Source organism: Frigidibacter albus, from assembly GCF_009908165.1.
GTDB classification, from domain to species: Bacteria; Pseudomonadota; Alphaproteobacteria; order Rhodobacterales; family Rhodobacteraceae; genus Frigidibacter; species Frigidibacter albus.
Genome location: NZ_JAAAUC010000003.1, coordinates 110,249 through 136,703 on the forward strand (window position 1 = coordinate 110,249; position 26,455 = coordinate 136,703).

Sequence of the window (26,455 nt, forward strand, 5' to 3'; positions counted from 1 at the left end):
GGGCAAGACGCGGGATGCGCTGTCCTATCCCGCTGGGCTTTGCGTCGTCAACTGTGGCGGGGGCCTCCGGGCAGTCCTTCCAATTGCACCGAACGGGCTGCAAAGAATCGCTACCGCGGCGCGGGGCGGTAACCCGATGTTAGCGCCCTTGCGGCAGCCTTGGACCTGAGCGCGGGGTGTGGGGCCCCGGCGGTCGCTGCCAGTAGGCGGCTGGTTTATCCGGGGTGGATATCATGACATTCGAAGATCTGACGCGCATGCCGCTGGCATGTGCTTCCAGCATCGCGCGCGCCTTGCGCCGCGCGCTTCCTGCGTTGGCCGTTGCGACGGCCTGCGCTGCGGCCCTCGGCCCTGCACCGGCAGCGGCGCAGGCGATCCGCGCACCACTCAACATTCAGCCGCTGGTGATCCGTGACGATGCCGGCGGCCGGGTGGACTGGCGCGCCGAAAAGATCGCCAAGCTGCGCCAGAGCGGCCAGCCGGTGCAGTTGCGCGGCGAATGCATGTCGGCTTGCACCATGTATCTGTCGCTGCCGCAGGTCTGCGTCGCCGCCAACGCGACCTTCGGCTTTCACGGGCCAAGCTTCTACGGCATCCCCTTGAACGACTACGATTTCAACTATTGGTCGCAAGTCATCGCAGCCCACTACCCGGCCCCGATTGCCGAATGGTTCATGACCGAGGCGCGGTATTCGACCAATCGCACGCGGCGCATCCGCGGCAGCGAGCTGATCCGCATGGGTATTCCCGAATGCGGCAGTGCCGCCTGACGGGCAGGATGGGCAGGAGGGCTGGACGGGCCGCGGGGCATTCCCCGCGGCCCGTATGCATATCGGCCTGCCGCTGCCGCGCCCCGGTTTTTCTTGAAACTGTCACGAGCCGTCCTTATAGCAACCGTTCGCATTCGCGCCCCGGTGCAAGGAGCTGCCCATGTCCCAGTCGATACCCACCCCGCATTACCTGATCGACGCCGCAGCCCTGCGCCGCAACATGGAGAAGGTTGCGCGGTTGCGCGAGCTGTCGGGGGCCAAGGCGCTGCTGGCGCTGAAATGCTTCGCCACCTGGTCGGCCTTCGACGACATGCGCCCGTTCATGGACGGCACCACCTCCTCCTCGCTCTACGAGCTGCGGCTGGGGCGCACGAAGTTCGGGGGCGAGACCCATGCCTATTCTGTCGCCTGGGCCGAGGATGAGATCGACGAGGCGGTGGGCTATGCCGACAAGATCATCTTCAACTCCATCGGCCAGCTGGAACGGTTTGCGGATCGCGCCGAGGGGATCGCCTGCGGCCTGCGGCTGAACCCGCAAATCTCCACCAGCGGTTTCGATCTGGCCGATCCGGCGCGGCCGTTCAGCCGGCTCGGCGAATGGGACAGCGAGAAGATCGCGGGTGTGCTGGACAAGATTTCCGGCTTCATGATCCATTACAACTGCGAGAACGAGGATTTTGCCCTGTTCGACCGGCAGTTGACCGATATCGAGAACCGCTTCGGCAACCTTCTGGCGCAGGTGGCATGGGTCAGCCTGGGCGGCGGCATCCACTTCACTGGCGAGGGCTATCCGCTGGAGGCGCTGGCGGCGCGGCTGAAGGCGTTTGCAGAGCGCTTCGGGGTGCAGGTCTATCTGGAACCGGGCGAGGCGGCGATCACCAGGACCGCGACGCTGGAGCTGACGGTGCTGGACATCCTGCACAACGGCAAGGATCTGGCGGTGGTGGACAGCTCCATCGAGGCGCATCTGCTGGACCTGCTGATCTACCGGTTGCCCGCCAAGATCGCCCCGGATGAGGGCCCGCACCGCTACATGATCTGCGGCAAGTCCTGCCTTGCGGGCGATATCTTCGGCGAGTTCGCGTTCCCCGAGCGGCTGAAGGTCGGCGACCGGATCTCGGTGCAGGACACCGCCGGTTACACGATGGTCAAGAAAAACTGGTTCAACGGCGTGAAGATGCCGGCAATTGCCATACGTGACGTGGATGGAACGCTGCGGCTGGTTCGCTCGTTCGGATATGAAGACTATGAGGCCAGCCTCTCCTGAGGCTCCCCTGCCTTGCCGCTTGCAAGGCCCTTTTCCCGGACGGTCAAAAGGAGACGGTTGGAAGTGAAACGGAACGTGCTGATCATCGGCGCCGGTGGCGTGGCTCAGGTCGTCGCGCATAAATGCGCGCAGAACAATGACTTGCTGGGCGATCTTCATATCGCCTCGCGGACGCTTGGCAAATGCGAGGCGGTCATCGCCAGCGTCCACGACAAGGGCGCGATGAAGGTGCCGGGCCGGTTCGAGGCCCATGCCGTCGATGCGATGGACAGTGCTGCGGTGGCGGCGCTGATCCGGGAGACCGGGGCGGAGATCGTCATCAACGTCGGCAGCGCCTTCGTGAACATGACGGTGCTGCAGGCCTGCATCGACACTGGCGCGGCGTATCTGGATACCGCGATCCATGAGGATCCGGCGAAGATCTGCGAGGCGCCGCCGTGGTATGGCAACTACGAATGGAAGCGCCGCGAGGCCTGCGAGGCGGCGGGGGTGACTGCCATTCTGGGGATCGGGTTCGATCCGGGGGTGGTGAATGCCTATGCGCGTCTGGCGGCAGAAGATTATCTGGATACCGTCGAAAGCATTGATATCGTTGACATCAATGCCGGAAGCCACGGCCGCTGGTTCGCCACCAACTTCGACCCCGAGATCAACTTCCGCGAGTTTACCGGCACCGTCTATAGCTGGCAGAAGGGCGGCTGGCAGGAAAACAGCATGTTCGAGGTCGGCAAGGTCTGGGACCTCCCGGTGGTGGGCGAGCAGAAAGCCTATCTGACCGGGCATGACGAGGTGCATTCGCTGGCGGCGAACTACCCGGGGGCCGATGTGCGGTTCTGGATGGGGTTTGGCGATCACTACATCAACGTGTTTACCGTGTTGAAAAACCTCGGACTTTTGTCCGAGAAGCCGGTGATGACGGCCGAGGGGCTGGAGGTGGTGCCGCTGAAGCTGGTGAAGGCGGTGTTGCCCGATCCGGCGAGCCTCGCGCCCGACTATACCGGCAAGACCTGCATCGGCGATGTGGTGCGCGGGACCAAGGATGGCGCGCCGCGCGAGGTGTTCATCTACAACGTCGCCGACCATGCGGAAGCGTTCCAAGAGGTTGGTTCGCAAGGGATTTCTTACACCGCCGGGGTGCCGCCGGTCGCTGCCGCGATCCTGATCGCGCGGGGGGATTGGGACATCGGCCGGATGGCGAATGTCGAGGAACTGCCGCCGATGGCCTTCCTGACCGAGTTGCACCGGCTGGGTCTGCCGACCCGGATCCGGGAAGGCGAGAGCGATCTGCCGGTCACCTGAACCGGGCGTGAGTGACAAAAAAGGCCGCCCTTCGGGGCGGCCTTTTTTGCTGTCCGGTGGGGATATGGAACCCATGCAGAACTCATACATATGTCATATGTAAAGTGAAACGCTCAGGATTTTTCAGGGTCGCCGATGCGGAAGACCTTGGCGATGCGGTCCACCGGGGTTCCGCCCTTCAGCGGGACGCCGGGATAGACCCGGTAATCCTGAAACCCCATCGACGCATAGAACGCCAGCCCCCCGGTATTGTCGGCGCGGATCGTGGCGTCGATGGCCTCGATGCCATTCGCCTCGCACCAGGCCCGACTGGCGGCGAAGAGGGCGCGGCCGGCGCCGGGCAGGCGCGGAGTGCGGCGGGTGAAGGTGCCGATGGAGAGCCAGCCGGTCGGCAGGTTGGGGTCACGGCCGAGGTGCTGGAAGCCGGCTGGTTGGCCGTCCTGGTCGAGGACGGTGAAGCCGGCGGCGTGGGTCGGGCCGTGATAGTAGGCGGCGCCGAACTGCTCGGGGGTGAAGGGCCGTTCATGGGCGGTGGTGCCGCCGGCGGCGATGATGTCGTTGAGGAGGGCGCGCAGCGGCTCCATGTCGGCGGGATGCATGGGGCGGGTTTCGAGGGTCATGTGAGCGGGCCTTTGCGGGAGGTGTTGCGGCGCAAGGTGGGGGAAAGGCGGGGCGGGGGCAAGCGGGGGGGTGTGGGAGGGATGTCTGCTGCCGGACTATAGATCGTTCCTGAAAGACTTTCTCTTCCTTGCCCGGAATCAAGGCGCTTTAGCGCCGCCGGGCAGCGCCCGCCTCCCGGCCCGCCGACGGGGCGGGCGTTCTTCGCGGAAATCCTCCACTGGAGGATTTCTTGTCGCTCATCACCCCCCTCGGGCGGGCGCTTTCCACGCCAGCGCCTAGAACACCTGTGGAAGTAGGCCGCACCATAAAGTGCCTAGAACTTCTGGTGCTCGCCCACCCGGCGGACGGGCGCTGCCCTTCTGTTGCGCGGGCTGACGGGCGATCCCCCCCTCCTGACCGATTGGTAAACTGTCACAGAACCGCACCCGAACTGTCACATGCCGGGCCTAAACCGCATCCATCCGATCAAACCCGAGGGTGACTCCATGATCCGCACCACGATCCGCACTGTGACCGTTTCCAGCCTTGCGCTGATTGCTTCCCTGTCGGCCGCTCAGGCCAAGACCGAAATCCAGTGGTGGCACGCCATGGGCGGCGAGCTGGGCACCAAGCTGGAAGAGATCGTGGCCGGCTACAATGCCAGCCAGGAAGAATATACCGTGATCCCGTCGTTCAAGGGCACCTACCCCGAAACGATGACCGCCGCGATTGCCGCCTTCCGCGCCAATGAGCAACCGGCCATCGTGCAGGTCTTCGAGGTCGGCACCGGCACGATGATGGCCGCCAAGGGCGCGATCTATCCGGTCTATGAACTGATGGCCGATATGGGCGAGCCCTTCGATCCGGCCGATTACCTGTCCTCGGTCGTGGGCTATTACACCGACACCGAAGGCAACATGCTGTCGATGCCGTTCAACTCCTCGACCCCGATCCTCTATTACAACAAGGACGTGTTCGAGAAGGCCGGGCTGGACCGCGATACCGCGCCGAAAACCTGGGCCGAGGTCGAGGAGTTCGGCACCAAGATCATGGACTCGGGCGCGGCGCCCTGCGGCTTCACCACCGGCTGGATCAGCTGGGTGCAGCTGGAGAACCTGTCGGCCTGGCACAACCAGCCGATCGGCACGCTGGAGAACGGTTTCGGCGGCATCGAGACCGAGCTGACCGTGAACGGCCCCGTGCAGGTGAAGCACTGGGAGAACCTGAAGACATGGCAGGATTCGGGCCTGTTCCAGTATGGCGGGCCGACCGGGGGCAATGATGCGCCGCCGAAGTTCTATGCCCAGGAATGCGCGATCTACATGAACTCCTCGGCCAGCCGCGCCGGCGTGGTTGCCAATGCCAAGGATTTCGAGGTCGGCTACGGGATGCTGCCCTATTATGACGACGTCGAAGGCGCGCCGCAGAACTCGATCATCGGCGGGGCGACGCTCTGGGTGCTGCAGGGCCGCGACGAGGCCGAATACAAGGGCGTGGCGGATTTCTTCAGCTACCTCTCCTCGGCCGAAGTGCAGGCCGACTGGCACCAGTTCTCGGGCTACCTGCCGATCACGCAGGCGGCCTGGGATCTGTCGAAAGAGCAGGGCTTCTACGAGGCCAACCCCGGCTCTGACGTGTCGATCCAGCAGATGACGCTGAACACGCCGACCGAGAACTCCAAGGGCCTGCGCTTTGGCAACTACGTCCAGATCCGCACGATCATCGACGAGGAATTCCAGGCGCTGCTGTCGGGCCAGAAGGATGCCCAAGGCGCGCTGGATGATCTGGTGTCGCGCGGCAACGTGCTGATCCGCGAGTTTGAAGCGGCGAACAAGTAAGCCATAGACACCCGGCCCGCCCGCGCCAAGGACGGCGCGGGCGGGTTCGTCTTTTGCTCCCTCAGGCGCCAAGCGCCATGACCCGGACCCCCGATGAAGCGCACGATCTTTCCGAACCGGTGGCTGCCCTGGCTGCTGCTGGCCCCGCAGCTGGCAGTGACGCTGGTGTTCTTCCTCTGGCCCGCCGGGCAGGCGGTGCGGCAGAGCTTCCTGCGCGAGGATGCCTTTGGCCTGAAGACCACCTTCATCGGGCTGGAGAATTACGCGGCGCTGTTCCGGGACCCGCAATACCTGAACTCGATGCAGGTGACGGCGGTGTTCTCGATCTCGGTCGCGGTGCTGTCGCTGGGGATGGCGCTGCTGCTGGCGCTGGCGGTGGACCGGATGCTGGGTTCGGCGCGGATCTATACCACGTTGCTGGTCTGGCCCTATGCGGTGGCGCCGGTGGTGGCGGGGATCATGTGGTGGTTCATCTTCAACCCGACCATCGGCATCATGCCCTATGTGCTGCGGCAGATGGGCTATGACTGGAACCACGGGCTGAACGGCAATGACGCGATGGTGCTGGTGGTGATCGCGGCCAGCTGGAAGCAGGTCAGCTACAACTTCCTGTTCTTCGTGGCGGGGCTGCAAGCGATCCCGGCCAGCCTGCGCGAGGCGGCTGCCATCGACGGGGCGGGGCCGGTGAAGCGGTTCTTCACCATCACCCTGCCGCTGCTGTCGCCGACGACCTTCTTCCTGCTGGTGGTGACGATCACCTACACGCTGTTCGATACCTTCCCGGTGATCCATGCGACCACCGAGGGCGGGCCGGCGCAATCGACCAACATCCTTGTCTACAAGGTGTTCAATGACGGCTTTCTGGGGCTGAACCTTGGCTCCTCGGCCGCGCAATCGGTGATCCTGATGGCGATCGTGATCGGGCTGACGGTGATCCAGTTCCGCTGGATCGAGCGGCGGGTGGAGTATTGAGCATGGTCGAACACCGCCCGATCCTGACGCTGCTGGCGCATCTGGTGCTGATCCTTGGGGTGCTGACCGTGGCCTTCCCGGTCTGGCTGGCCTTCGTCGCCTCGACCCATGAGGTGACGGCCTTCACCTCGGGCGTGATCCCGCTCTGGCCGGGGACCGAGGGGGCGGCGAATTACGGGGCGATGCTGGGGCAGGGCATGTCCACATCCGGCGCGCCGCCCCTGCTGGGGATGATGGTGAACAGCCTGATCATGGCGCTGATCATCGCCTGCGGGAAGATCGCGATTTCCATCACCTCGGCCTTTGCCATCGTCTATTTTCGCTTTCCGTTCCGCAACCTGGCGTTCTGGCTGATCTTCATCACGCTGATGCTGCCGGTCGAGGTGCGGATCGTGCCGACCTTCAAGGTGGTCGCCGATCTGGGCCTGCTCAACAGCTATGCCGGGCTGACGGTGCCGCTGATCGCCTCGGCCACGGCGACATTCCTGTTCCGGCAGGTGTTCCTGACCATCCCCGATGAGCTGATGGAGGCGGCGCGGATCGACGGCGCCGGGCCGATGAAGTTCTTCCGCGACATGCTGATCCCGCTGTCGCGCACCAATATCGCGGCACTGTTCGTGATCCTCTTCATCTATGGCTGGAATCAGTACCTGTGGCCGCTGCTGGTGACGACGGATGCCAAGTTCTACACCGTCGTCGCGGGCATCAAGCGCATGGCCGAGGCGGCGGATGCGCTGCCGCAATGGAATTTCGTGATGGCCGCGGTGATGCTTGCCATGCTGCCACCGGTGGCGGTGGTGGTGTTCATGCAGCGGCTGTTCGTCAAGGGTCTGGTCGAGACCGAGAAGTGAAGCGGAGAGAACGGATATGGCAGGCATCACGCTGACCGGCGTCGGCAAGGTCTATGCGGGCGGCACACGGGCGGTGGGCGGCGTCGATATCGAGATCGCGGATGGCGAGTTCCTGGTGCTGGTCGGGCCCTCGGGCTGCGGCAAGTCCACGCTGCTGCGGATGATCGCCGGGCTGGAGACGGTCAGCGAGGGCGAGATCCGCATCGGTGGGCGTGTGGTCAACGAGGTCGAACCGGCGGACCGCGACATTGCGATGGTGTTCCAGAACTACGCGCTCTACCCGCATATGACCGTGCGCCAGAACCTGGCTTACGGGCTGAAGAACCGCCGCACCCCGGCCGAGGAGATCACCCGGCGGGTGGATGAGGCGGCGGCGCTGCTGCAGATCGGCCCGTACCTCGACCGCAAGCCGCGCGCTTTGTCGGGCGGCCAGCGCCAGCGCGTGGCGATGGGCCGCGCCATCGTGCGCGAGCCGGCGGTGTTCCTGTTCGATGAGCCGTTGTCGAACCTCGACGCCAAGCTGCGGGTGCAGATGCGCGGCGAGATCAAGCAGTTGCAGGCGCGGCTGGGGACGACATCGGTCTATGTGACCCATGACCAGCTGGAGGCGATGACGCTGGCGCATCGGCTGGTGGTGCTGAACGGCGGGCGGGTGGAGCAGATCGGCGCGCCGCTGGAGCTCTACCACCGCCCGGCCTCGGCCTTCGTGGCGGGCTTCATCGGCTCACCGGCGATGAACCTGCTGGACGGGCAGCTGTCGGGGGGCGAGTTGCGGGTGGCGGGCGCGGTGCTGGCGCTGCGGGCAGAGGTGTCGGGCCCGGTGATGGTCGGCCTGCGCCCCGAAGACCTGCGGCGGGTGCCGGAGGGCACGGTGGGCGCGCTGCAGATGCAGATCGCCTATGTCGAGGAACTGGGCGCGCAGCGGCTGGTGCATGGCCATGCCGAGGGCCAGCCGCTCTGCGCGGCGCTGCCGGCCGGGCTCGATCTGGGCGGGAGGTTGACGCTGGCCGCGGCGCCGGGCGCGCTGCACCTCTTCGACTTGGCGCATGGCCGCCGCATCGAGACGACACAGGCGGCACGGGTGGAGGCCTGAGGGGGGCGAGGAACGGACAGAGGGCAGCGCCCGCCCGAGGGGGGTGATGAGCGACAAGAAATCCTCCAGTGGAGGATTTCCGCGAAGAACGCCCGGCCGAATACGCGCAGCTTGGGCCGGGCCGGGAGGCGGGCGCTGCCCGGCGGCGCCAAGGCGCCTTGATTCCGGGCAAGGGGGGACTGCGGCTGCCGAGTGCCTTAACTTCTCAGCGCCACCGCATGGTTGTCCCAGGCCCGCGCCCTTGCGCCAAGCGGGGTCAGCCGCCCCGCCTCCAGATGCAGCAGCCCGCCGACGCCATCGGTCAGCACGAAGCCCGCGCCCATTGGCGCCAGCCCGCAGACATCGGCGCGGGGGATCACCTGCAGCAGCGCGCCCGCGGTATCGAACACCACCACCCGGCCGCCGCGCGGGCAGGAGACGGCGACCTGCGCGCCGTCCCCGCTGATCGCGACGCTGCCGACATAGCCCTGCATCAGCCGGTGTTCGGCCTCGCCGGCCTCCGCCAGCACCGGCTCCGCCCCCATCCGGTGCAGGCCCAGAAGCGGCGGCGCGGTTTCGGGCTCATCCTCCCATTGCATCGCGAAGGCGACCATCCCGTCCGGCCCGATCGCCAGATGGCGGATCGAGTTGCGGTGCCATTCGGCGGGAAGCTCCACCTGCTCCAGCAGCTCCCCGGTCAGCGAGAGATAGGAGAGGTTGGGCCGCATCACCGGCAGGTTCAGCTTGTCGCGGCCCTTGGCCGGGTTGGTCTCGATCCCGCCATTGGCCACCGCCATCACCTGCCCGCCCGGCAGGAACTGCACGTCATGCGGGCCGATGCCGTGGCTTTCCAGCTCGCCGATGCGCCGCCAGCCCTCGGCGCGGGACCAGAGGCCGATCTTGCCCTTCGTGGTGACGAAATCGTTCTCGGCGGTGTAGAGCAGGGCCCCGTCCGGCGAGAACGAGCCGTGGCCCATGAAATGCCGGCCCTCGGGACTGTCCAGCCGGGCCAGCGTCTCACCCGTCACGCAATCGAGCACCACGGCGAAGGTGCCGGGGCGGCGGGCGAAGGCCACCGCCAGCGGCTCGGTCGGATGCACGGCCCCGGCATGGCCGCGGGCGGGCAGGGGGAGGCGGAACCGGTCGGCGCCATCGTTGCCGACGCCGTAAAGCGCGAAGCTGCCATCCGCGTCGCGGGCGGCGGCGAGGAAAGCGGGGTCCCCGGCGGCGGCCCAGCCGAGTTTCGGGACAGTGGAGGCGGCGAGCAGGCTGGCCAGAAATCCGCGGCGGGTTGTCATGGGGGGCTCCTGTCAGTCGCCGTCCAGCGCGTTGAAGCCGGCGGCGACGCCAAGCTCGGCGGCGAGTTCGGCCGAGGCGGCATCCTGCACACGCTCGATGGCGGTTTTGAGTTCCTCGATCTTCAGCCGGCCGGAGGGGCTGTCGACGCCGGCGAAAATGGGATCGTCCAGCCGGGCTGCGACGCCCTGGGCATAGTCGAAATACGCGAACAGGTATTCGGTGCCGCCATCGGTCAGCGCCTCGGCCAGCGCCCGGTTGGCGGCGAGCGAGAGGGTGACATTGCGCAAGGACCGCCCCGCGGCCCGGCTCTCGGCGCGCAGCGGGCGCGGCCTTGTGATGCTGCCCAGCGGGCGGCCCACGCGCGTCTCGGCATCGAAGCCGAGCTGGGTGACCAGCTGGGTGAAGACCGCCTGCCGCGCCTCATGCGCGGACAGGAAGCGGGTGTTGCCGGGGGCGCCGGCGGTTTGCAGCAGCGGGGCGAAATCGGTGCGCCAGTCTGCCTCTACCCCGGCCGCCAGCGCGGCAAGGTCGGCAGCGGCGGCGCGGGTCAGGGCGCAGCCGGGGTCCGCTTCGGTGTAGCTGTTGAGGTCGGGGTCATAGAGCATCGCCTCCAGCGCGTAGAGCCCGCGGGCGGCGACGGAAACCTCGGCATAGGTCTGACCCGAGGCCAGCGGGGCACCGTCGCCCGCCAGCAGGGCGGCAAGCGCCCGGTCGGTGGCGCCCTTCGGGTCGGGCCAGAAGGCGATGGCGAGGCCGCGCCCCTCCTGCTCCAGCGGGCCGATGCGGAAGGTCGAGGCGGGGAGCCAGGCGTCGAAGGCGGCGTTCCAGGCAGCTCGGAGGTCCGGCGAGGTGGCAAGGCAATCGGCAGCGGCGGCATCCTCCAGCGCGGCGGTGGCCTCGCTGAAGGCGGCAAAGCGCGGCAGGATGGTGCCGGTCACCACCCGGTCCACCACCGGGTCGGCGGCGGCGGGGGCGGCGAGGGCCAGCAGGGCGACGAGGATTTTCATAGGCTCTCCAGAAACCGGATCAGGGCGGCGCGGTCCCCGGGCGGCATGTCCGCAACCCGGTCGCGGGCGGGCTCAGCCTCGCCGCCATGCCAGAGGATCGCCTCCAGCAGATTGCGGGCGCGGCCATCGTGCAGGTGGAGCGTGTGCCCCGAAACCGCCTGCGTCAAGCCGATGCCCCAGAGCGGCGGGGTGCGCCATTCGGCCCCCGTGGCGGTGGCCTCGGGTCGGTGATCGGCAAGCCCCTCGCCCATGTCATGCAGTAGAAGGTCTGTGTAAGGCCAGATCAGCTGAAAGCTGCGGGGGGCGTCCGTCAGGCGTGCGGTGACATGCTTGGGCCTGTGGCAGGCGGCGCAGCCGGCGCTGTGGAATATCTCCTTGCCGCGCAGGACTTGGCGGTCGTCGATGCCCCGCCGTTCGGGCACCGCCACCGCGGCGGCGAAATGGGTGGTCAGCGCAAGGCCGGTGCTGTCCAGCTCCAGCCCCTCGCGCAGCCCGGCCTCCTCGCCATGCCGCGCCTCCCGGCAACCCGTCTGCGATGAAGTGCAATCGCCCCAGCCGCCGGGATAGAGCGGGTTGGAAATCCCGATGTCGATGGCAAAGGCGCTGGCGACCTGATCGGCCAGCGTGGCATGGCCGGCCTTCCAGCCGAAGCGGCCAAGCGCCGGGGCGCCGATCGCGCGCGACCAGACAGTATTCGCGCGGCCCGAGATGCCGTCGCCATCCGCATCATCGGGATCGGCGGCGGCGAGGATGTCGGCCTCGGGGATCGCCTCCAGCAGCCCGAGCCCGATCATCGGCGGCGCGATGCGCGGGCTGGTCAGGGTGCCGGGGGGCAGGGCGGGGGCGACGCTGTAGAGCGGCTGGCGCAGGCTGGCGGTTTCGCCCCCTGCCAGCGCCACCGGGATCTCGGTATACCGGATCGCAAGTTGCCCCTCGGGCGTGAGCCCGGCAACGGCGAAGTCCTGCAACTGCTCGCCAAGTTCGGGATGCGGCAGGGTCGCCAGATAGCCCTCGATGGCGGCAAGCTCCGCCGGCACCTCCCCCGCCACCGACAGGCGCAGCACCATGCCGCTGGCCCCGGGGTCCTCAGGCCCGCGCGGCTGGCCGCGGCCATTGCCGGGATGGCAGCCCAGGCAGGAGCGGGCGTTGAACAGCGGCCCGACCCCGTCCGAGGCGCGGGTGCTGGAGGGCGCCGCCACCCAGAGCTTGCCGAAGAGCGCCGCACCCATGTGGAAGTCCAGCTCCCGCTCTGCCCCCATCCCCGGCAGCGGCGCCGCAAAGGCCGCCCGCCCGCGCGCCGCCTCGCCGCGCGACGTGCCGCTGCCACCGGGCAGGGCCTCGAACGGCTCGGGTGCGCTGAAACCGGCGGGCGGGGCCAGCACCGCGGCGACCCGCGCCGCCTCGGCCGCGCTGCGCGCCGCCATGTCCAGCGCCTGCGCGGGCGTGGCCAGCAACGCTGCCATCAGGATAACTTGCAGGGGGGACACTGAAAGCGGGCGGCGCATGGGGAAATCCTTCTGCGCGCCTGCATGCCGCCAAATTCCGAGTCTTTCAATCGGAATGTGCGGCCCCGCTGCAGCAACCCCGCTTTCCCCTTCTTGCTGGCGAAAATATCCCGGGGGTGCGGGGGCTGGCCCCCGCTGCCCGGCCCGCAACGCAAAACCCCCGCCCGAAACGGGGCGGGGGGCATCAGCCGCAAACGTCAGGTCAGTCGGCCTCGTTTGCCGGCTTGGCGTTCAGCAGCCCATAGCGCTCTTCGCCCAGCTTCTCGTAGAGCCCGATCTGGGTTTCGAGGAAGTCGATATGGCCTTCCTCATCGGCGATCAGCTCTTCGAACAGGATCTTGGTCGTGTAATCCTTCACGCTCTCGCAATGGTCGCGCGCCTCGATGTAGAGCGTGCGGGCCTCATGCTCGGCGGCCAGATCGCATTCCAGCGTCTCCAGCAGGGTCTGGCCGATGCGCAGCGGGTCGAGCTTCTGCAGATTCGGATGGCCTTCGAGAAAGATGATCCGGGTGATCAGCTTGTCGGCATGGTGCATCTCTTCGATGCTCTCGGCGCGGTTCTTGTCGGCCAGACGGCCAAACCCCCAGTCTTCCTGCAGGCGGTAATGCAGCCAGTACTGGCTGACCGCTGTCAGCTCAGAGCGCAGAGCGGCGTTGAGATACTCGATGACCTTGGGGTCGCCCTTCATTGGGATAGTCCTTTCCTGCCGCGCGGCGCAGGCCGCGCAAATTGGTTGGCACCCCAAGATTGTCGCAACCATGCATGGTGGCAAGGAAAAGCGGCATGCAGCCGCCGCAATCGGCACGTTTCCCCAAGGCATGATAGATCTTGCCGGGGGTGATGATGGTGTCCGGGTCGGACGCGCGCATCCAGTCCACGGCGGCGCGGATGTCGTGATCGGCGATGGACTGGCAATGACAGACGATCATGGCGGTTCCCCGGTATTGGGGCCGGGGCGCGGCGGGCGCGCCCCGGCAAGGGTGGGTTTACTGGAAGACGGCGGTCGGGTTGTCGAGACTGTCGGAGCCTTCGAAGGCGAGGCCGGACACGCCAAGCACGGTCACGGCGCGCTCGATGGCTTGCGTCTGCTTGACCAACCCGTCGACGGCGGCGGTGATCAGCGCCTCGCCTTCCGCATTGCCGGGCGCCAGCATCATGTCATAGGCCATGCCGCCTTCGGCCGCCTTCACCAGTTCGTCCAGTCGGGCGACGGTGGCGTCGAGGTCGGCCTTCAGCTCGGCATCCACGGCCGGATCGGCGGCGGCGACGAGGGAGGACAGCGACGGGCCGGTGACGGTGCTGCCATCGACGCGGGTATAGCTGCCCAGATAGACGTTCCGGATGCCGAGCCCGTCATAGTAATGGCTGTTATGGGTGTTGTCCGAGAAGCAGTCATGCTCTTCCTCCGGGTCATTCAGCATCAGGCCCAGCTTCATGCGCTCGCCCGCCTGCTCGCCATAGGACAGGCTGCCCATGCCGGTCAGCATGGCCGAGATCCCGGCATCCGCATCGGCCAGCACGGTGGTGCGACCTTCGCCGCCTTGCGCCCATTGCGCGGCCATGTAGTCGAGGTCCGAGACCAGCAGCTCGGTCGCGGCGGAGAGGTAGGCGGCGCGGCGGTCGCAGTTGCCGCCCGTGCAGCCCTCGCCGGTGAGGTAGTCGGTATGGGGGCGGTTGCCGGCGCCGGGGCCGGTGCCGTTCAGGTCCTGGCCCCAGAGCAGGAATTCGATGGCGTGATAGCCCGAGGCGACATTGGCCTCGTTCTCGTCGGCCTCGTGCAGGGTCTCGGCGATCAGCTGGGGCGTGATCTCGGTCGCGTCCACCGGGGTGCCCGAGAGATCGAAGACCGGGTTGGCGATGACGTTGAGGATGCGGTATTCGTTCTCTTCGCTCGCCTCGCCATAGGAGGTGTCGACATAGTCGATCAGGCCTTCGTCCAGCGGCCAGGCGTTGACCTTGCCTTCCCAGTCATCGACGATCGCGTTGCCGAAGCGGAACACTTCGGTCTGCTGATAGGGCACCCGCGCGGCGAGCCAGGCGGTCCTGGCGTTGGCGAGCGTGTCTTCCGAGGGGGCGGCGATCAGGGCCGCGACGGCCTCTTGCAGCGCCTTTGCGGTGATCAGGCTGTCTTCATAGCCGGCGGCGGCGATGTCGGCATAGGTTTCCAGCACCGCGGCCTTGTCGGCGGCAAGGGCGGGCAGGCCGCAAAGGGCGGTGCCGGCAAGGGCCGTAGTGGCAAGAATGCGGGCGAAAAGCCGGGTCTTCATCTGGTATCCTCTCGGGCGGTTATTCAGGTCTTTTGCAAAAATGATCGTGGAAGAACTGGAGGGAGGTCGCGGGCCCGGGGGTGCCACACGGACTGCCGGCAGCGCGGGGGGCGCGTCCGGCAGTCCGGCGATGGAGGGGACGGCAATCACTTGGTCAGGATCAGCTTGCCGGCCTTGGTGATGCGCAGGGTGTAGATCTGGCCGTTGAGCACGATGCGCGCCTGCGCGCCGCCCTCGGTCAGGCGGGTCGCCTCATGCACCGGCAGGGCGTCTTGCAGGGCGAAGGTATGGGACAGCGTGGCGTTCATGGCATCCTCTCGATCCGGTCGAGCACGAAATCCAGTCCGTGTCCGCCGGGGGGAAGCCCGGCAAGCAGGGTCTGGATCACTTCGCCGAGGCAAAGCTGCGGCTCGATCCTGTTCTGGCCCCGGTCACGGGTGGGGCTTGTCTGTGTTGCGCGTTTCATCGGGGGCCTCCGGGCGGGGGAGATTCTGGCTGCCGGAGGTGGCTGGCTGGTCTGAGGGTGAAGTTGAGCGAAAAGCTAGGTTTTGTCAAACCTGATTTTTATGCTCAGGTATTCGGCCGGCGCCTTGGTGCCAAGGCAAAGCTCCCCGCGCCGCAGCGCGGCCGGGTCAGGGTCAGGGTCAGGGTCAGGGTAAGGCGGGGCCCGTGGGTGCGGTCAGGACTTGCGGGACTTCTTCTTCTTTTTCTTGGGCTCGCCAGTGTCGGCCGGGCCCGTGCCGCCGACCAGCGCTGCGAGATCGGCGGGGTCGAGCTGCGCCAGCTTCTCCTGCCACTCGGCCAAGGCCTGAAGCGCATCGGCGAGGTCCACGATCTCGGGGCCCGCGCCGGCCGCCTGCAGGTCGCGCAGGCGGTCCAGCGCCGGGGCCAGAACGCGGCGCTGGCGTTCGGCCAGAATCTGCCGGATCAGCGCCCAGGGGCCCGAGGGGGCCGCGAAATACTCGCGCCGGTCGCCGGGCACGCGGGCGATGGAGATGAGGCCCCAGCCGCGCAGTTCCTTGAGCGCGGTCGAGACGTTGGAGCGGGAGATGCCGGCGCGCAGCACCAGATCATCGGCGCAGGGCGCCTGCGCCGCCCGCCAGATCGCCGCGAAGCACAGCGCGGCGGGCCGCGACAGGCCAAGGCTGGTCCCAAGCTCGGCGAACATCGCCCGTGTTGCTTCGTCCGGCATCGGCCACCCCCAAGACATGCAGCAATTCCGGTTCTGCATGTGCGATGTTAGAGAAGGATCGGGCGGCTGTCAGCACGCCGCATGGCAAAAGGAGCGCAGATGGAACCCGGATATGACCTGCCCGCGATGATCGGGATGACCGAGGCCGAGGTGCAGACCCCGGCGCTGATCCTGGATCTGGACGCGCTGGAGGCGAATATCGCCCTTATGGCCGCGGAGGCGCGCAGCATGGGCGTGGCGCTGCGGCCCCATGCCAAGATGCACAAGTCTGCCGATATCGCGCTGATGCAGATCGCGGCGGGGGCGGTGGGGATCTGCTGCCAGAAGGTCAGCGAGGCCGAGGCGCTGGTGCGGGCCGGGGTGGGCGACGTGCTGATCTCGAACGAGGTGCGGGACGGGGTAAAGCTGGCGCGTCTGGCGCGGCTGGCCGGGCGGGCGCGGGTCGCGGTCTGCGTGGACGATGCCGGCGGGGTCGCCGAACTGGCGGCGGCGGTGGCCGAGGCGGGCACCGAGCTGCGGGTGCTGGTCGAGGTGGATGTGGGCGCGGCGCGCTGCGGCGTGGCGCCGGGCGGGGCGGCGGTGCCGCTGGCGCAGGCGATTCTTGCGGCGCCGGGACTGAGCTTTGGCGGATTGCAGGCCTATCACGGCGGCGCGCAGCATCTGCGGAGCGATGCCGAGCGCGCGGCAGCAACCGCGGCGGTGGTGGGCAAGGTGCGCGAGACCTTGGCGGCGCTGAAGGCGGCCGGCATCGCGGTGCCCTGCGTCAGCGGCGCGGGCACCGGCAGCTTCCGGCATGAGGGGGCCTCGGGTGTGTATACCGAGATGCAATGCGGATCGTACGCCTTCATGGATGCCGATTATGGCCGCAACCTCGATGCGGGCGGGGCCATGGCCTCGCCGTTCCGCAATGCGATGTTCGTGCTGGCGGGGGTGATGTCGAAGACGAAGCCCGGCCATGCGGTCTGCGATGCCGGGCTGAAGGTGATGACGATGGAGAGCGGGCTGCCGGTCTCGGCGCGGGAGGGCGTGGTCTATGCCGGCGCCTCGGACGAGCATGGCACGCTGGCAGATCCGGGCGACGTGCTGCGCCCTGGGGACCGGCTGCGGCTGATCCCGGGGCATTGCGACCCGACGGTGAACCTGCATGACTGGTATGTCGGGCTGCGCGGCGGGGTGGTGGAATGCCTCTGGCCGGTGACGGCGCGGGGCAAGCATTTCTGAGGGTTATGCCGGGAGCACGGTGAAGGGCGCGGGATAGGTGTATTCCTGCAGGTTCGCGCCGGGGCCGATCCGGTCCACGACGGCGAAGAGGCCCGGCGCGTGCAGGGGCGTGAGCACCCCGTGCCATGTGCCGCGATGCAGGTTGATGCCCTGCCCGGGCGCGGTGAGGAAGGCGAGGGGGGTGCCGGGGGTGCCGCCCTCATCCGGGGCGACGATCACCAGGAAGGGCTGCAGGCTCATCGGGATAAAGGCCTGGCTGCCCTCCGGGTGCCGTTCGACCAGATCGAAGCTGTAGGGCAGCGGGCGCGGCACCGCGTCGAAGACGGAAATCCCGGCGCGGCCTGTGGGCTCGCCGAAATCCAGCTGCGCCCGGTCATGGAAGCGGCCGCAGAGGCCGGCATTGATGATGCGATCGGGGCTGCCCGATGCCTCCAGCACGTCGCCGAAGCGGGCGAAGGCGGCGGCGGTGAGGGGCTGGGGGCGCAGGAGGGTCATTCAGGGTCCAGATTGGAGGGGCAGTGCCTTTGTTTGGCGGAGCCGGGGGGCCTTCTGCCCCCCGGACCCCCCGAGGATATTTCCGACAGCAAGAAGGGGGAAGAGGTAGCGGGGGCTGGGGCGATCCTTGGCTGTGGACGGGGAGCCTTTGGCCGGCGCCGGGGGGCTGTCTGCCCCCCGGGCCCCCCGAGGATATTTGGACCAGAACGAAGGGGGCAGCGTGGTTCAGCGGGACCAGGGGCCGTGGAGTTGGGCGTGGCGGTTGACGTCCTTGTAGAGCAGGTAGCGGAACGGGCCGGGGCCGGCGGCGTAGCAGGCCTGCGGGCAATAGGCGCGCAGCCACATGAAATCCCCCGCCTCGACCTCGACCCAGTCGCGGTTGAGTTTGTAGACGGCCTTGCCTTCGAGCACGTAGAGGCCGTGTTCCATCACATGCGTCTCCTCGAACGGGATCACGCCGCCGGGCTGGAAGGTGACGATGGTGACATGCATGTCATGCGAGAGGTCGGCGGGATCGACGAAGCGGGTGGTGGCCCATTTGCCTTCGGTGTCGGGCATCGCGGCCGGGGCGATCTCGGCCTCGTTGGTGACGAAGGCGGCGGGGGGGGTGAGGCCCGGGGCCGGCTCCCAGAGCTTGCGGATCCAGTGGAAGCGGGCGGGGTGGGTGGCGCCGTTGTGCAGGCGCCAGCGGCAGCCGGGGGGGATATAGGCGAAGCCGCCGGGGCCAAGCTCGTGTTCCTGGCCGTTCAGGGACAGCCAGAGCTCGCCTTCGGTGACGAAGATCGCGGCTTGCGCGCGGGGCTCGGGTTCGGGCGCGTCCGATCCGCCGCCGGGGGCGACCTCCATCACATATTGGCTGAAGGTTTCGGAAAAGCCCGACATCGGCCTTGCGATCAGCCACATGCGGGTGCCGGTCCAGCCGGGTAGCAGGCTGGTGACGATGTCGGAGAACACGCCGCGCGGCAGGAAGGCGTAGCTTTCGGTGAAGACGGCGCGGCCGGTCATCAGCTGGGTTTGGGGCGGCAGGCCGCCTTTGGGGGCGTAGTAGCTGGTCATACGGTGCCTTTCACGGCAGCAGCGCCTGCAGGCGCAGTTCGGCGATGCGTTCCACCTGGGCGCAGGCGGTGGCGAATTCGGTGTCGGTATCGCTCTCGAGGCGGCGCTGGAAGGCGGCGAGGATGCCGGCCTTGTCATGGTCGCGCACGGCGATGATGAAGGGGAAGCCGTGCCTGGCGACATAGGCGGTGTTCAGGCGCTCGAACTCGCTGCGCTCGGCATCCGTCAGCGCGTCGAGGCCGGCGCCGGCCTGTTCGGCGGCGGAATGCTCGGTCAGGCGGCGGGCGGCGGCGAGCTTGCCGGCAAGGTCGGGATGGGCCTGCAGCACGGCGAGGCGGTCGGCCCGGGCGGCGCTGCGGAAGACGCGGGCGAGGGCGCTGTGGACACCTGCGGCACGGTCATGGGCGGGGCCAAGCTCGAGGTTCCAGGCGCGTTCGGCGATCCAGGGGGAGTGCTCGAAGATGCCGCCGAAGCGGGCGGTGAAATCGGCATGGGACATCTTGCTGGGCCGCTCGCTGCGCTGGTGCGGATGGGTAGCGGCCCAGTGGCGGGCGATGTCGATACGGCGGGGGAACCAGACACCGTCGTGGCCCTGCGCGTAGTCGAGGAAGCGCCTGAGGCCCGCGATCTTGCCGGGGCGGCCGATCAGGCGGCAATGCAGGCCGATGGAGAACATCTTCGCCGCGCCGGCCGCGCCTTCGGCATAGAGCGTGTCGAAGCTGTCGCGCAGGTAGGTGAAGAACTGCTCGCCTTCGGTATAGCCGGGCGAGGTGGCGAAGCGCATGTCATTGGCTTCGAGCGTGTAGGGGATCACCAGCTGATCCCGCGCGCCGACCTCGACCCAATAGGGCAGGTCGTCATCGTAGGTGTCGGAAATCCAGGCGAAGCCGCCTTCCTCCGCCGTCAGCCGCAGGGTGTTGGTGGAACAGCGCCCCGTGTACCAGCCAAGCGGGCGCTCCCCCACCACCTCGGTATGCAGGCGGATGGCCTCGGCGATCTGGCGGCGTTCCTCGGCCTCGGGCATGTCCTTGTGCTCGACCCACTTCAGGCCGTGGGAGGCGATTTCCCAACCGGCGCTGCGCATTGCGGCCACCTGTTCTGGGCTGCGGGCGAGGGCGGTGGCGACGCCGTAGACGGTGACGGGGATGCCCATGCCGGTGAACAGGCGGTGCAGGCGCCAGAAGCCGGCGCGGGCGCCGTATTCGTAGATCGACTCCATGTTCCAGTGCCGCTGCCCCGGCCAGGGCGCGGCGCCGGCGATGTCGGACAGGAACGCCTCGGAGGCGGCATCGCCGTGCAGGATGTTGTTCTCGCCGCCCTCTTCGTAGTTCAGCACCAGCGAGACGGCGATCTTCGCGCCGCCGGGCCAGGCGGCATCGGGCGGGGTGGGGCCGTGGCCGATCATGTTGCGGGGGTAGCGGTTCATCTGCATCTCTTGCCGTTGGCGCGGTTCGGGGCCAAGAATGGCGCTGGCACAGCGGAAAGACCAGAGGCAGATATGGCGGGCGGATACCTGACGACCCATGTTCTTGATACGGCGCGGGGCTGCCCGGCAGCGGGGCTGAAGATCGCGCTCTACCGCGTGACCGGCAACAGCCATCGCAAGCTGGTGGAGATGGTGACGAATGCCGACGGGCGGACGGATGCGCCGATCCTGCCGGTGGAGACGTTCGCAGCCGGAACCTACGAGCTGGTGTTCTTTGCCGGGGACTATCTGCGGGCCAGCGGGGGCGCGGGCGAGGAGCCGCTGTTCCTCGACCAGGTGCCGATCCGCTTTGGGATGAGCGATGCCGCGGCGCATTACCATGTGCCGCTGCTGCTGTCGCCCTATGGCTATTCCACCTATCGCGGAAGCTGAATTTGCACGGAAAAGCGGCAGCCTTGCCCGAAGGGCGGGCAGGGGCTGCGGCGTGTGGTCGTCGCGCGGTATGGCGGGGCGCAGGGGCTGGCGCGGCGCGGCCGGGCGGCGATGATGCGGGAAAGGTCCGGGGGACAGGATGAACGATTTCGCCATTTTCATGGACTGGGCCGAGTTCGCGGTGCGCTGGCTGCATGTGGTGACCGCCATCGCCTGGATCGGGTCGTCCTTCTACTTCATCGCGCTGGACCTTGGGTTGCGCCGGGATGTGCCGCTGCCCCCCGGCGCGAGCGGCGAGCAATGGCAGGTGCATGGGGGGGGCTTCTACCACATCCAGAAATACATGGTCGCGCCGGAGCGGATGCCTGAAGACCTGATCTGGTTCAAATGGGAGAGCTACTGGACCTGGATGTCGGGGTTCGCGCTGCTGGTGCTGGTCTATTACCTCGGCGCTGACCTCTATCTTGTCGATCCGAACGTCCTGGATATTCCGGTCTGGCAGGCGGTGGCGATTTCGGTGGCCTCGCTGGGGCTTGGCTGGCTGATGTATGATGCGATCTGCAAGAGCCGGTTCGGGGATGACAATACCCGGCTGATGGTGGGTCTGTATGTCATTCTGGTGGCGATGGCCTGGGGCTATAGCCAAGTGTTTTCGGGCCGGGCGGCGCTGCTGCATCTGGGGGCGTTCACCGCGACGATCATGACGGCGAACGTCTTCGCGGTGATCATGCCGAACCAGCGGATCGTGGTGGCGGACCTGATCGCGGGGCGGGTGCCGGATGCGAAATATGGCAAGATCGCCAAGCAACGCAGCACGCACAACAACTACCTGACGCTGCCGGTGGTGTTCCTGATGCTGTCGAACCACTACCCCCTGGCCTTTGCCAGCGAGATGAACTGGCTGATCGCGAGCCTCGTGTTCCTGATGGGGGTGACGATCCGGCACTGGTTCAACACGCATCATGCGAAGAAGGGCAGCCCGCACTGGACCTGGGCGGCGACGGCGATCCTGTTCGTGGTGATCATGTGGCTGTCTTCGGCGCCGATGTTCCAACCCGCTAACGAGGAGGCGGCGCTGCCGCGCGGGGCGGAGCGGTTTGCCTCCGCCGCGGGGTTTGAGGAAGTGACGGATATCGTGATGGGCCGCTGTTCCATGTGCCATGCGGCAGAGCCGGGCTGGGACGGGATCCACTATGCGCCCGGCGGCGTGCATCTGGAAACCGGCGGACAGATCGCGCTGCAGGCGCGTGCGATCTACCTGCAGGCGGGCGTCACCCATGCGATGCCGCCCGCCAATGTGTCGTTCATCGAGCCTGCCGAGCGCGCCAGGATCGTGGCCTGGTATCGCGCGGCGATGGCCGGCTGATCAGTCGGCCAGGCAATCCGCGAGGGTGTCTGCCATCGTGGTCAGCAGCGCGGCGTAGAGGTCCGGGCCGTAGGTCAGGTTGCTGCCCGACGGGTCGAGGGCGGCGCCAAGCTTGACCGGGGTGCCCTCGACCAGCGTCTCGACCTGCTTGGGATCGTGCTGCGCCTCGGGGAAGATGCAGACGGCGCCTTCCTCTTCCAGCAGATGCCGGATTTCGGTCAGCCGTTCGGCGCCGGGCGCGGCGGCATCGCCAAGCGAAATGGTGCCGGCGACGTCCAGCCCGTAGTGACCTGCGAAGTAGCCATAGGCATCGTGGAAAACCACGAAGGGCTTGCCCTGCACCGGGGAGAGTGTCGCTGCGATCCGGGTATCCAGCGCGGCGACGGCCGCAGAGGCGGCCTCGGCATTGGCGCTGTAGGTGGCGGCGTTCTCGGGATCGGCGGCGGCGAGTTCGGCGGCGATCACCCCCAGCCAGGCCTGCGCATTGGCCGGGTCGAGCCAGGCATGGGGATCGGTGCCGGTGTGGCTGTGGCCGTCATGGTCGTGGTCGTCATGGGCATGGTCATCGTGGTCGTCATGCGCGTGATCGTCGTGCCCGTGGTCATGATGGGCATGATCGTCATGCGCATCGTCTTCGTGGTCATCATGCGCATGGTCATGGTCTTCATGCTCATGCTCATGCTCATGCTCATGCTCGGCCTCATGCTCATGCCCGGCGTGGTCCTCGCCGTCGTGGTCATGTGCGCCATCGCCATAATTCTGGCGGAACGTGCCTTCCGCGTTCAGCAGCGCCACCGGCTTGCCGGACAGCGCCACGCCCTCGATGGCGCGGTCGAGCCAGGGGGTCATCTCCGGCCCGATCCAGAAGATCAGGTGCGCGTTCTGCAGGGCCCGGGCCTGGCTGGGTTTCATCTGGTAGCTATGCGCATTGCCGCCCTGCTCCAGCAGGATCGCGGGCTGCCCGAGATCGCCCATCACCTGCGCGGCCAGCGATTGCACGGCGGGAATGTCGGTGACGACGGCGGGCACCTCGGCGCGGGCGGCGCCGGCCAGCAGCAGGCAGGCGGGGGCGGCGGAGAGGGTGAGGGCGATGAGGCGGCGCATGGCAATCCTTCGGGGTGGCTTGTGGGGGTGCGGGGCGTTGTCTATGTTATAGGATAACAGGTCAAGCGAAATGTGATAAGGTAACATGACAAATCCCGAAACCGAAACCGCGCTGGCCTTTGCCGACCATGACCACGCCCATTGCGCCGGAGATACCCTGGCCCGGGCCGAGGTGGTTGCGGCCGAACGCGGCGCGCGGCTGACGCCGGTGCGGCGCCGGGTGCTGGAGATCCTGCTCGAGGCGCACCGGGCGATGGGCGCCTATGAGGTGCTGGACCGGCTGGCGGCCGAGGGCTTCGGCAACCAGCCCCCCGTCGCCTATCGCGCGCTGGAGTTTCTGGTGGAGCATGGGCTGGCGCACCGGGTGCGCCGGCTGAACGCCTTTGCCGCCTGCATGCATCCGGGGCAGGACCACAGCCCGGTTTTCCTGATCTGCAAGTCCTGCGACGCGGTGGCCGAGGCGCCAGCCGAGCCGGTGCGCGCGGCACTGGCAGCCGCGGCCGGGGCGGTTGGCTTCACGGTCGAGCGCGCGACGGTCGAGGCGCTTGGCCTGTGCGGTGCCTGCCGCGAGGGCGCTGCGGCATGACAGCCCTGATCGAGGCGCGGGGGCTGACCGTCCGTCATGGCGGGGTGGCTGTGCTGGCTAATGTCGATTTTGCGATAGCCCCGGGCGAAATTGTCACCGTCGTTGGCCCCAACGGGTCGGGAAAGTCCACCTTGATCCGGGCGCTGATCGGGCTGGCCCCGGCGGCAGAGGGCAGCGTCCATCGCCGTCCGGGCCTGCGCATCGGCTATGTGCCGCAGCGGTTGCAGGTCGATGCCGGGCTGCCGATGACGGTGCGGCGTTTCCTGTCCTTGCCGCGCCGGGTGGCGGATCGGGATGCCGCCGCGGCGCTGGCCCGGGTGGGCGTGGCCGATCTGGGCGCGCGGCAGATGGCGGGGCTGTCGGGCGGCCAGTTCCAGCGGGTGCTGCTGGCGCGGGCGCTGCTGTCGGGCCCCGATATCCTGATGCTGGACGAGCCGACACAGGGGCTCGACCAGCCCGGCGTCGCCGGCTTCTACCGGCTGATCGAGGAGGTGCGGGCGGAAACCCGCGCTGCCATCCTGATGGTCAGCCACGATCTGCATGTTGTGATGAGCGCGACTGACCGGGTCATCTGCCTCAACGGCCATGTCTGCTGCGAGGGCACGCCGCAGGTGGTGACCGACGCGCCGGAATATCGCGCCCTGTTCGGGCTGGGGACGGGTGGGGCGCTGGCGCTCTACCGGCACCAGCATGACCATGACCATGACGGCGATCACGGACACGGGCATGATCCGGCGCATCCGCATCACATTCACGGGCCGGATTGCAATCATGGAGCCCACGATGCTGGATGATTTCCTGATCCGGGCCGGGCTGGCGGGCGTGGGCCTGTCGTTGGCGACCGGGCCGCTTGGCAGCTTCGTGGTCTGGCGGCGGATGGCTTATTTCGGCGATGCCACCGCCCATGCGGCGATCCTGGGGGTGGCGCTGTCCTTTGCCAGCGGCCTGCCGCTCTATGCCGGCACGCTGATCGTCGCGTTGGGGATGGCGGCGACGGTGTCGGCGCTGGCCGGGCGCGGGCACGCGATGGATACCGCGCTGGGGGTGCTGGCACATTCGGCGTTGGCCTTCGGGTTGGTGGCGGTGTCGTTCCTGCCCAATGTGCGGGTGGACCTGTCGGCGTACCTCTTCGGCGATATTCTGGCGGTCAGCCGCGCCGATCTGCTCTGGGTCTGGGGCGGGGCGCTGGCGGTGCTGGCGCTGCTGGTCTGGCGCTGGCAGGGGCTGCTGACCGCGACGGTGAACGAGGAACTGGCGCAGGCCGAGGGCATCGACCCGCGGCGCGAGCGGCTGGCACTGACGCTGGCGCTGGCGCTGGTGGTGGCGGTGTCGATCAAGATCGTCGGCGCGCTGCTGATCGCGGCGCTGCTGATCATCCCCGCCGCCGCAGCGCGGGGCCTGTCGCGCAGCCCCGAGGCGATGGCAGTGCTGGCGGTGGCGCTGTCGATGCTGGCAGTGCTGGCCGGGCTGCAGCTGTCGCTGCGGCTGGACACGCCGGCGGGCCCGTCCATCGTGGCGGCGGCGGCGTGCCTGTTCATCGTGGCACTGCCGCTGGCGCGGCTGCGGCGCGGCTAGAAGCGGGCGGGGGAGAGCGGGGCCAGCGGCACCGGCGGCGCCTGTCCGGCGACCAGCGCAGCGACGATGGCGGCGGTGATCGGCGCGAGGGTCAGCCCGATATGGCCGTGGCCATAGGCGTGGATCACCTCGGCCCCGTGCGGCGAGGGGCCGATCACCGGCAAGCTGTCGGGCATCGAGGGGCGAAAGCCCATCCATTCGCGGTCTGGCGGGCCAAGGTCCGGGAAGATCGCCTGCGCGCCCATGGTCAGCCTTGCGAGGCGGTGCGGCGAGGGCGGGGCCGTCAGCCCGCCAAGCTCTACCGTGCCCGCGACGCGCAGGCGGCCCTGCATCGGGCAGAGGTAGAAGCCGCGCGACGTGGGGCAGATGGGGCGCGACAGGCGCGGCCCGGGCATGTCCCATTCGACATGGTAGCCGCGCTCCGTATCCAGCGGCACCTTGTCGCCCGCCTGCACCGCCAGCGCGCGGGAGTGGGCGCCGGCGGCGATCACCACGCGGCGGGCATGAAGGCGCAGGCCGGGACCGGAGAGGCGGACGCCGTCCAGCGTGCGCTCAAGTTTGTCCGCCCGCGCGGTGATCCGCGTGGCGCCGGCATTCGTCACGGCCTTGGCCAGCAGGGTGACCATCTGGCCGGGGTCGGTCATGAACATCGCCTGCGGGAAGAGGGCGCCGCCGCCCTCGGCCGGGGGGAGGGCGGGTTCCAGTGCAGCGAGTTCGTCCGGGGTGAGCAGTTCCACCGTCACGCCGACGGTCTTGCGGAAGGCGATGTCGGCCTCGGCGGCGCGGCGGTCTGCGGCGCGTTCATAGAGGTAGATGCAGCCCTTGTGCTGGAGGATAGCCTCGCCGCCGATTTCCGCCGCGAGATCCGACCAGCGCGGGGCGGCGTCTTGCAGCAGGCCGGCGAGGGTGCGGGCGTTCCGCTCCGCGGCGCCGGGCAGCGACTGGCGGGCGAAGCGCAGCAGCCACGGGGCCAGCGAGGGCAGGGCTGCGCGGCGGATCGCCAGTGGCGAGTTGCGGTCGAAGAGCAACGAGGGCAGCGCGCGCAGCACGGCGGGGGTGCCGACCGGCTGCACGGCGTAGTCGGCTATGGTGCCCGCGTTGCCGTGGCTGGCGCCGGAGCCTGGCAGGGCGGGGTCGACGATCACCACCTCATGCCCGGCGCGGGCCAGCCGCAGGGCGATGGTCAGCCCGACCACCCCGGCGCCGATCACGGCAATCTCGGTATGGACGGGCCCCGTCATCACATCACCACTTC

28 protein-coding genes are annotated in these 26,455 nt (G+C 68.1%); 13 read left to right on the forward strand and 15 right to left on the reverse strand.

All coding sequences use genetic code 11. The features are described from left to right. Positions 1-233: 233 nt before the first annotated feature. The 3 genes from GVY41_RS05535 to GVY41_RS05545 all read left to right on the forward strand — a co-directional run bounded on the left by GVY41_RS05535 (position 234) and on the right by GVY41_RS05545 (position 3,336). On the forward strand, positions 234-770 hold the full coding sequence (locus GVY41_RS05535) for a hypothetical protein (protein ID WP_161344598.1): 537 nt from the start codon (positions 234-236) through the stop codon (positions 768-770). Positions 771-930: 160 nt separating this feature from the next. Beyond that, on the forward strand, positions 931-2,037 hold the full coding sequence (locus tag GVY41_RS05540) for a carboxynorspermidine decarboxylase (protein ID WP_161344596.1): 1,107 nt from the start codon (positions 931-933) through the stop codon (positions 2,035-2,037). Positions 2,038-2,100: 63 nt separating this feature from the next. After that, the gene (locus GVY41_RS05545) at positions 2,101-3,336 is read left to right on the forward strand and encodes a saccharopine dehydrogenase family protein (protein ID WP_161344594.1); all 1,236 of its coding nucleotides are present in this window, start codon (positions 2,101-2,103) and stop codon (positions 3,334-3,336) included. A 113-nt stretch (positions 3,337-3,449) separates the two neighbouring features. On the opposite strand, the gene GVY41_RS05550 is transcribed toward GVY41_RS05545, so the two are convergent. Then, positions 3,450-3,956 (reverse strand): GNAT family N-acetyltransferase, encoded by a 507-nt coding sequence (locus GVY41_RS05550; RefSeq protein ID WP_161344592.1) that lies wholly within the window; start codon positions 3,954-3,956, stop codon positions 3,450-3,452. A gap of 486 nt (positions 3,957-4,442) precedes the next feature. Between GVY41_RS05550 and ugpB the strand changes: the two genes are divergently transcribed. The 4 genes from ugpB (at position 4,443) to GVY41_RS05570 (ending at position 8,690) form a co-directional block, all read left to right on the forward strand. Beyond that, the gene (gene ugpB, locus GVY41_RS05555) at positions 4,443-5,774 is read left to right on the forward strand and encodes a sn-glycerol-3-phosphate ABC transporter substrate-binding protein UgpB (protein WP_161344590.1); all 1,332 of its coding nucleotides are present in this window, start codon (positions 4,443-4,445) and stop codon (positions 5,772-5,774) included. 93 nt (positions 5,775-5,867) lie between these two features. Beyond that, the gene (gene ugpA, locus GVY41_RS05560; protein WP_161344588.1) at positions 5,868-6,746 is read left to right on the forward strand and encodes a sn-glycerol-3-phosphate ABC transporter permease UgpA; all 879 of its coding nucleotides are present in this window, start codon (positions 5,868-5,870) and stop codon (positions 6,744-6,746) included. Positions 6,747-6,748: 2 nt separating this feature from the next. Beyond that, positions 6,749-7,597: a sn-glycerol-3-phosphate ABC transporter permease UgpE gene (gene ugpE, locus GVY41_RS05565; protein ID WP_161344586.1), complete on the forward strand. Its 849-nt coding sequence runs from the start codon at positions 6,749-6,751 to the stop codon at positions 7,595-7,597. 16 nt (positions 7,598-7,613) lie between these two features. Further along, positions 7,614-8,690 (forward strand): sn-glycerol-3-phosphate import ATP-binding protein UgpC, encoded by a 1,077-nt coding sequence (locus tag GVY41_RS05570; RefSeq protein ID WP_161344584.1) that lies wholly within the window; start codon positions 7,614-7,616, stop codon positions 8,688-8,690. 197 nt (positions 8,691-8,887) lie between these two features. Here GVY41_RS05570 and GVY41_RS05575 read toward each other — a convergent pair whose 3' ends face one another. The 9 genes from GVY41_RS05575 to GVY41_RS05615 all read right to left on the reverse strand — a co-directional run bounded on the left by GVY41_RS05575 (position 8,888) and on the right by GVY41_RS05615 (position 15,939). After that, the gene (locus GVY41_RS05575) at positions 8,888-9,967 is read right to left on the reverse strand and encodes a DUF1513 domain-containing protein (RefSeq protein WP_161344582.1); all 1,080 of its coding nucleotides are present in this window, start codon (positions 9,965-9,967) and stop codon (positions 8,888-8,890) included. A gap of 12 nt (positions 9,968-9,979) precedes the next feature. After that, on the reverse strand, positions 9,980-10,975 hold the full coding sequence (locus GVY41_RS05580; protein ID WP_161344580.1) for an imelysin family protein: 996 nt from the start codon (positions 10,973-10,975) through the stop codon (positions 9,980-9,982). Then, entirely contained in the window at positions 10,972-12,438 is a 1,467-nt protein-coding gene (locus GVY41_RS05585) for a di-heme oxidoreductase family protein (RefSeq protein ID WP_161344579.1), read from the reverse strand. Before GVY41_RS05585 ends, GVY41_RS05580 begins: the two co-directional genes overlap by 4 nt. A gap of 244 nt (positions 12,439-12,682) precedes the next feature. Beyond that, entirely contained in the window at positions 12,683-13,168 is a 486-nt protein-coding gene (bfr, locus tag GVY41_RS05590; protein ID WP_161344577.1) for a bacterioferritin, read from the reverse strand. Beyond that, the gene (locus tag GVY41_RS05595; protein WP_161344575.1) at positions 13,116-13,409 is read right to left on the reverse strand and encodes a (2Fe-2S)-binding protein; all 294 of its coding nucleotides are present in this window, start codon (positions 13,407-13,409) and stop codon (positions 13,116-13,118) included. Before GVY41_RS05595 ends, bfr begins: the two co-directional genes overlap by 53 nt. A 57-nt stretch (positions 13,410-13,466) precedes the next feature. Further along, positions 13,467-14,747, reverse strand: coding sequence for an imelysin family protein (locus tag GVY41_RS05600; protein WP_161344572.1), 1,281 nt, complete (start codon positions 14,745-14,747; stop codon positions 13,467-13,469). Positions 14,748-14,893: 146 nt separating this feature from the next. Next, positions 14,894-15,055 (reverse strand): hemin uptake protein HemP, encoded by a 162-nt coding sequence (gene hemP, locus GVY41_RS05605; RefSeq protein WP_161344570.1) that lies wholly within the window; start codon positions 15,053-15,055, stop codon positions 14,894-14,896. Further along, the gene (locus GVY41_RS05610; protein ID WP_161344568.1) at positions 15,052-15,213 is read right to left on the reverse strand and encodes a hypothetical protein; all 162 of its coding nucleotides are present in this window, start codon (positions 15,211-15,213) and stop codon (positions 15,052-15,054) included. The genes hemP and GVY41_RS05610 overlap by 4 nt, the downstream gene beginning before the upstream one ends. A gap of 213 nt (positions 15,214-15,426) precedes the next feature. Continuing rightward, entirely contained in the window at positions 15,427-15,939 is a 513-nt protein-coding gene (locus tag GVY41_RS05615) for a GbsR/MarR family transcriptional regulator (protein ID WP_161344567.1), read from the reverse strand. A 99-nt stretch (positions 15,940-16,038) separates the two neighbouring features. On the opposite strand from GVY41_RS05615, the gene GVY41_RS05620 reads away from it, so the two are divergent. Further along, complete coding sequence (locus tag GVY41_RS05620) at positions 16,039-17,160, forward strand: DSD1 family PLP-dependent enzyme (protein ID WP_229725957.1); 1,122 nt, start codon at positions 16,039-16,041, stop codon at positions 17,158-17,160. Between the two features lie 3 nt (positions 17,161-17,163). On the opposite strand, the gene GVY41_RS05625 is transcribed toward GVY41_RS05620, so the two are convergent. From GVY41_RS05625 to puuE, 3 genes are all read right to left on the reverse strand, one after another. Beyond that, positions 17,164-17,655: an ureidoglycolate lyase gene (locus GVY41_RS05625; protein WP_161344563.1), complete on the reverse strand. Its 492-nt coding sequence runs from the start codon at positions 17,653-17,655 to the stop codon at positions 17,164-17,166. Positions 17,656-17,880: 225 nt separating this feature from the next. Next, a complete protein-coding gene (locus GVY41_RS05630; RefSeq protein WP_161344561.1) occupies positions 17,881-18,711 on the reverse strand; it encodes a bifunctional allantoicase/(S)-ureidoglycine aminohydrolase in 831 nt (276 codons plus the stop codon). Positions 18,712-18,721: 10 nt separating this feature from the next. After that, entirely contained in the window at positions 18,722-20,137 is a 1,416-nt protein-coding gene (gene puuE, locus GVY41_RS05635) for an allantoinase PuuE (RefSeq protein ID WP_161344559.1), read from the reverse strand. Positions 20,138-20,209: 72 nt separating this feature from the next. Here puuE and uraH point away from each other — a divergent pair, with 72 nt between their 5' ends. Both uraH and GVY41_RS05645 read left to right on the forward strand, forming a co-directional pair. After that, the gene (gene uraH, locus GVY41_RS05640) at positions 20,210-20,569 is read left to right on the forward strand and encodes a hydroxyisourate hydrolase (RefSeq protein ID WP_161344557.1); all 360 of its coding nucleotides are present in this window, start codon (positions 20,210-20,212) and stop codon (positions 20,567-20,569) included. 139 nt (positions 20,570-20,708) lie between these two features. Beyond that, positions 20,709-21,935, forward strand: a complete 1,227-nt coding sequence (locus GVY41_RS05645; RefSeq protein ID WP_161344555.1) for a urate hydroxylase PuuD — start codon at positions 20,709-20,711, stop codon at positions 21,933-21,935. Here the strand turns inward: GVY41_RS05645 and GVY41_RS05650 are convergent, their stop codons facing one another. Beyond that, positions 21,936-23,039, reverse strand: a complete 1,104-nt coding sequence (locus tag GVY41_RS05650) for a zinc ABC transporter substrate-binding protein (protein WP_161344553.1) — start codon at positions 23,037-23,039, stop codon at positions 21,936-21,938. An 85-nt stretch (positions 23,040-23,124) separates the two neighbouring features. Here GVY41_RS05650 and GVY41_RS05655 point away from each other — a divergent pair, with 85 nt between their 5' ends. The 3 genes from GVY41_RS05655 to GVY41_RS05665 are packed head-to-tail and all read left to right on the forward strand — an operon-like array spanning position 23,125 to position 25,200. After that, positions 23,125-23,625 (forward strand): Fur family transcriptional regulator, encoded by a 501-nt coding sequence (locus GVY41_RS05655; protein WP_161344551.1) that lies wholly within the window; start codon positions 23,125-23,127, stop codon positions 23,623-23,625. Beyond that, positions 23,622-24,419 carry a metal ABC transporter ATP-binding protein gene (locus tag GVY41_RS05660; RefSeq protein ID WP_161344549.1) on the forward strand — a complete coding sequence of 266 codons (798 nt, stop codon included), beginning with the start codon at positions 23,622-23,624 and terminating at the stop codon, positions 24,417-24,419. The genes GVY41_RS05655 and GVY41_RS05660 overlap by 4 nt, the downstream gene beginning before the upstream one ends. Beyond that, a complete protein-coding gene (locus GVY41_RS05665; RefSeq protein ID WP_161344834.1) occupies positions 24,409-25,200 on the forward strand; it encodes a metal ABC transporter permease in 792 nt (263 codons plus the stop codon). The genes GVY41_RS05660 and GVY41_RS05665 overlap by 11 nt, the downstream gene beginning before the upstream one ends. Here the strand turns inward: GVY41_RS05665 and GVY41_RS05670 are convergent. Beyond that, entirely contained in the window at positions 25,197-26,441 is a 1,245-nt protein-coding gene (locus GVY41_RS05670) for an NAD(P)/FAD-dependent oxidoreductase (RefSeq protein WP_161344547.1), read from the reverse strand. The two genes, GVY41_RS05665 and GVY41_RS05670, sit on opposite strands and share 4 nt — an antisense overlap. Positions 26,442-26,455: the final 14 nt, after the last annotated feature.

What these genes read in the sequence shown, in the direction of transcription:
- GVY41_RS05535 (WP_161344598.1), top strand. Translation starts at nt 234, where the DNA reads ATGACATTCGAAGATCTGACGCGCATGCCGCTGGCATGTGCTTCCAGC.
- GVY41_RS05575 (WP_161344582.1), bottom strand. Translation starts at nt 9,967, where the DNA reads ATGACAACCCGCCGCGGATTTCTGGCCAGCCTGCTCGCCGCCTCCACT.
- ugpB (WP_161344590.1), top strand. Translation starts at nt 4,443, where the DNA reads ATGATCCGCACCACGATCCGCACTGTGACCGTTTCCAGCCTTGCGCTG.
- ugpE (WP_161344586.1), top strand. Translation starts at nt 6,749, where the DNA reads ATGGTCGAACACCGCCCGATCCTGACGCTGCTGGCGCATCTGGTGCTG.
- GVY41_RS05650 (WP_161344553.1), bottom strand. Translation starts at nt 23,039, where the DNA reads ATGCGCCGCCTCATCGCCCTCACCCTCTCCGCCGCCCCCGCCTGCCTG.
- GVY41_RS05580 (WP_161344580.1), bottom strand. Translation starts at nt 10,975, where the DNA reads ATGAAAATCCTCGTCGCCCTGCTGGCCCTCGCCGCCCCCGCCGCCGCC.
- GVY41_RS05645 (WP_161344555.1), top strand. Translation starts at nt 20,709, where the DNA reads ATGAACGATTTCGCCATTTTCATGGACTGGGCCGAGTTCGCGGTGCGC.
- puuE (WP_161344559.1), bottom strand. Translation starts at nt 20,137, where the DNA reads ATGAACCGCTACCCCCGCAACATGATCGGCCACGGCCCCACCCCGCCC.
- GVY41_RS05540 (WP_161344596.1), top strand. Translation starts at nt 931, where the DNA reads ATGTCCCAGTCGATACCCACCCCGCATTACCTGATCGACGCCGCAGCC.
- GVY41_RS05600 (WP_161344572.1), bottom strand. Translation starts at nt 14,747, where the DNA reads ATGAAGACCCGGCTTTTCGCCCGCATTCTTGCCACTACGGCCCTTGCC.
- GVY41_RS05550 (WP_161344592.1), bottom strand. Translation starts at nt 3,956, where the DNA reads ATGACCCTCGAAACCCGCCCCATGCATCCCGCCGACATGGAGCCGCTG.
- GVY41_RS05660 (WP_161344549.1), top strand. Translation starts at nt 23,622, where the DNA reads ATGACAGCCCTGATCGAGGCGCGGGGGCTGACCGTCCGTCATGGCGGG.
- ugpA (WP_161344588.1), top strand. Translation starts at nt 5,868, where the DNA reads ATGAAGCGCACGATCTTTCCGAACCGGTGGCTGCCCTGGCTGCTGCTG.
- bfr (WP_161344577.1), bottom strand. Translation starts at nt 13,168, where the DNA reads ATGAAGGGCGACCCCAAGGTCATCGAGTATCTCAACGCCGCTCTGCGC.
- hemP (WP_161344570.1), bottom strand. Translation starts at nt 15,055, where the DNA reads ATGAACGCCACGCTGTCCCATACCTTCGCCCTGCAAGACGCCCTGCCG.
- GVY41_RS05655 (WP_161344551.1), top strand. Translation starts at nt 23,125, where the DNA reads ATGACAAATCCCGAAACCGAAACCGCGCTGGCCTTTGCCGACCATGAC.
- GVY41_RS05670 (WP_161344547.1), bottom strand. Translation starts at nt 26,441, where the DNA reads ATGACGGGGCCCGTCCATACCGAGATTGCCGTGATCGGCGCCGGGGTG.
- GVY41_RS05595 (WP_161344575.1), bottom strand. Translation starts at nt 13,409, where the DNA reads ATGATCGTCTGTCATTGCCAGTCCATCGCCGATCACGACATCCGCGCC.
- uraH (WP_161344557.1), top strand. Translation starts at nt 20,210, where the DNA reads ATGGCGGGCGGATACCTGACGACCCATGTTCTTGATACGGCGCGGGGC.
- GVY41_RS05630 (WP_161344561.1), bottom strand. Translation starts at nt 18,711, where the DNA reads ATGACCAGCTACTACGCCCCCAAAGGCGGCCTGCCGCCCCAAACCCAG.
- GVY41_RS05570 (WP_161344584.1), top strand. Translation starts at nt 7,614, where the DNA reads ATGGCAGGCATCACGCTGACCGGCGTCGGCAAGGTCTATGCGGGCGGC.
- GVY41_RS05620 (WP_229725957.1), top strand. Translation starts at nt 16,039, where the DNA reads ATGGAACCCGGATATGACCTGCCCGCGATGATCGGGATGACCGAGGCC.
- GVY41_RS05625 (WP_161344563.1), bottom strand. Translation starts at nt 17,655, where the DNA reads ATGACCCTCCTGCGCCCCCAGCCCCTCACCGCCGCCGCCTTCGCCCGC.
- GVY41_RS05610 (WP_161344568.1), bottom strand. Translation starts at nt 15,213, where the DNA reads ATGAAACGCGCAACACAGACAAGCCCCACCCGTGACCGGGGCCAGAAC.
- GVY41_RS05615 (WP_161344567.1), bottom strand. Translation starts at nt 15,939, where the DNA reads ATGCCGGACGAAGCAACACGGGCGATGTTCGCCGAGCTTGGGACCAGC.
- GVY41_RS05665 (WP_161344834.1), top strand. Translation starts at nt 24,409, where the DNA reads ATGCTGGATGATTTCCTGATCCGGGCCGGGCTGGCGGGCGTGGGCCTG.
- GVY41_RS05585 (WP_161344579.1), bottom strand. Translation starts at nt 12,438, where the DNA reads ATGGCAGCGTTGCTGGCCACGCCCGCGCAGGCGCTGGACATGGCGGCG.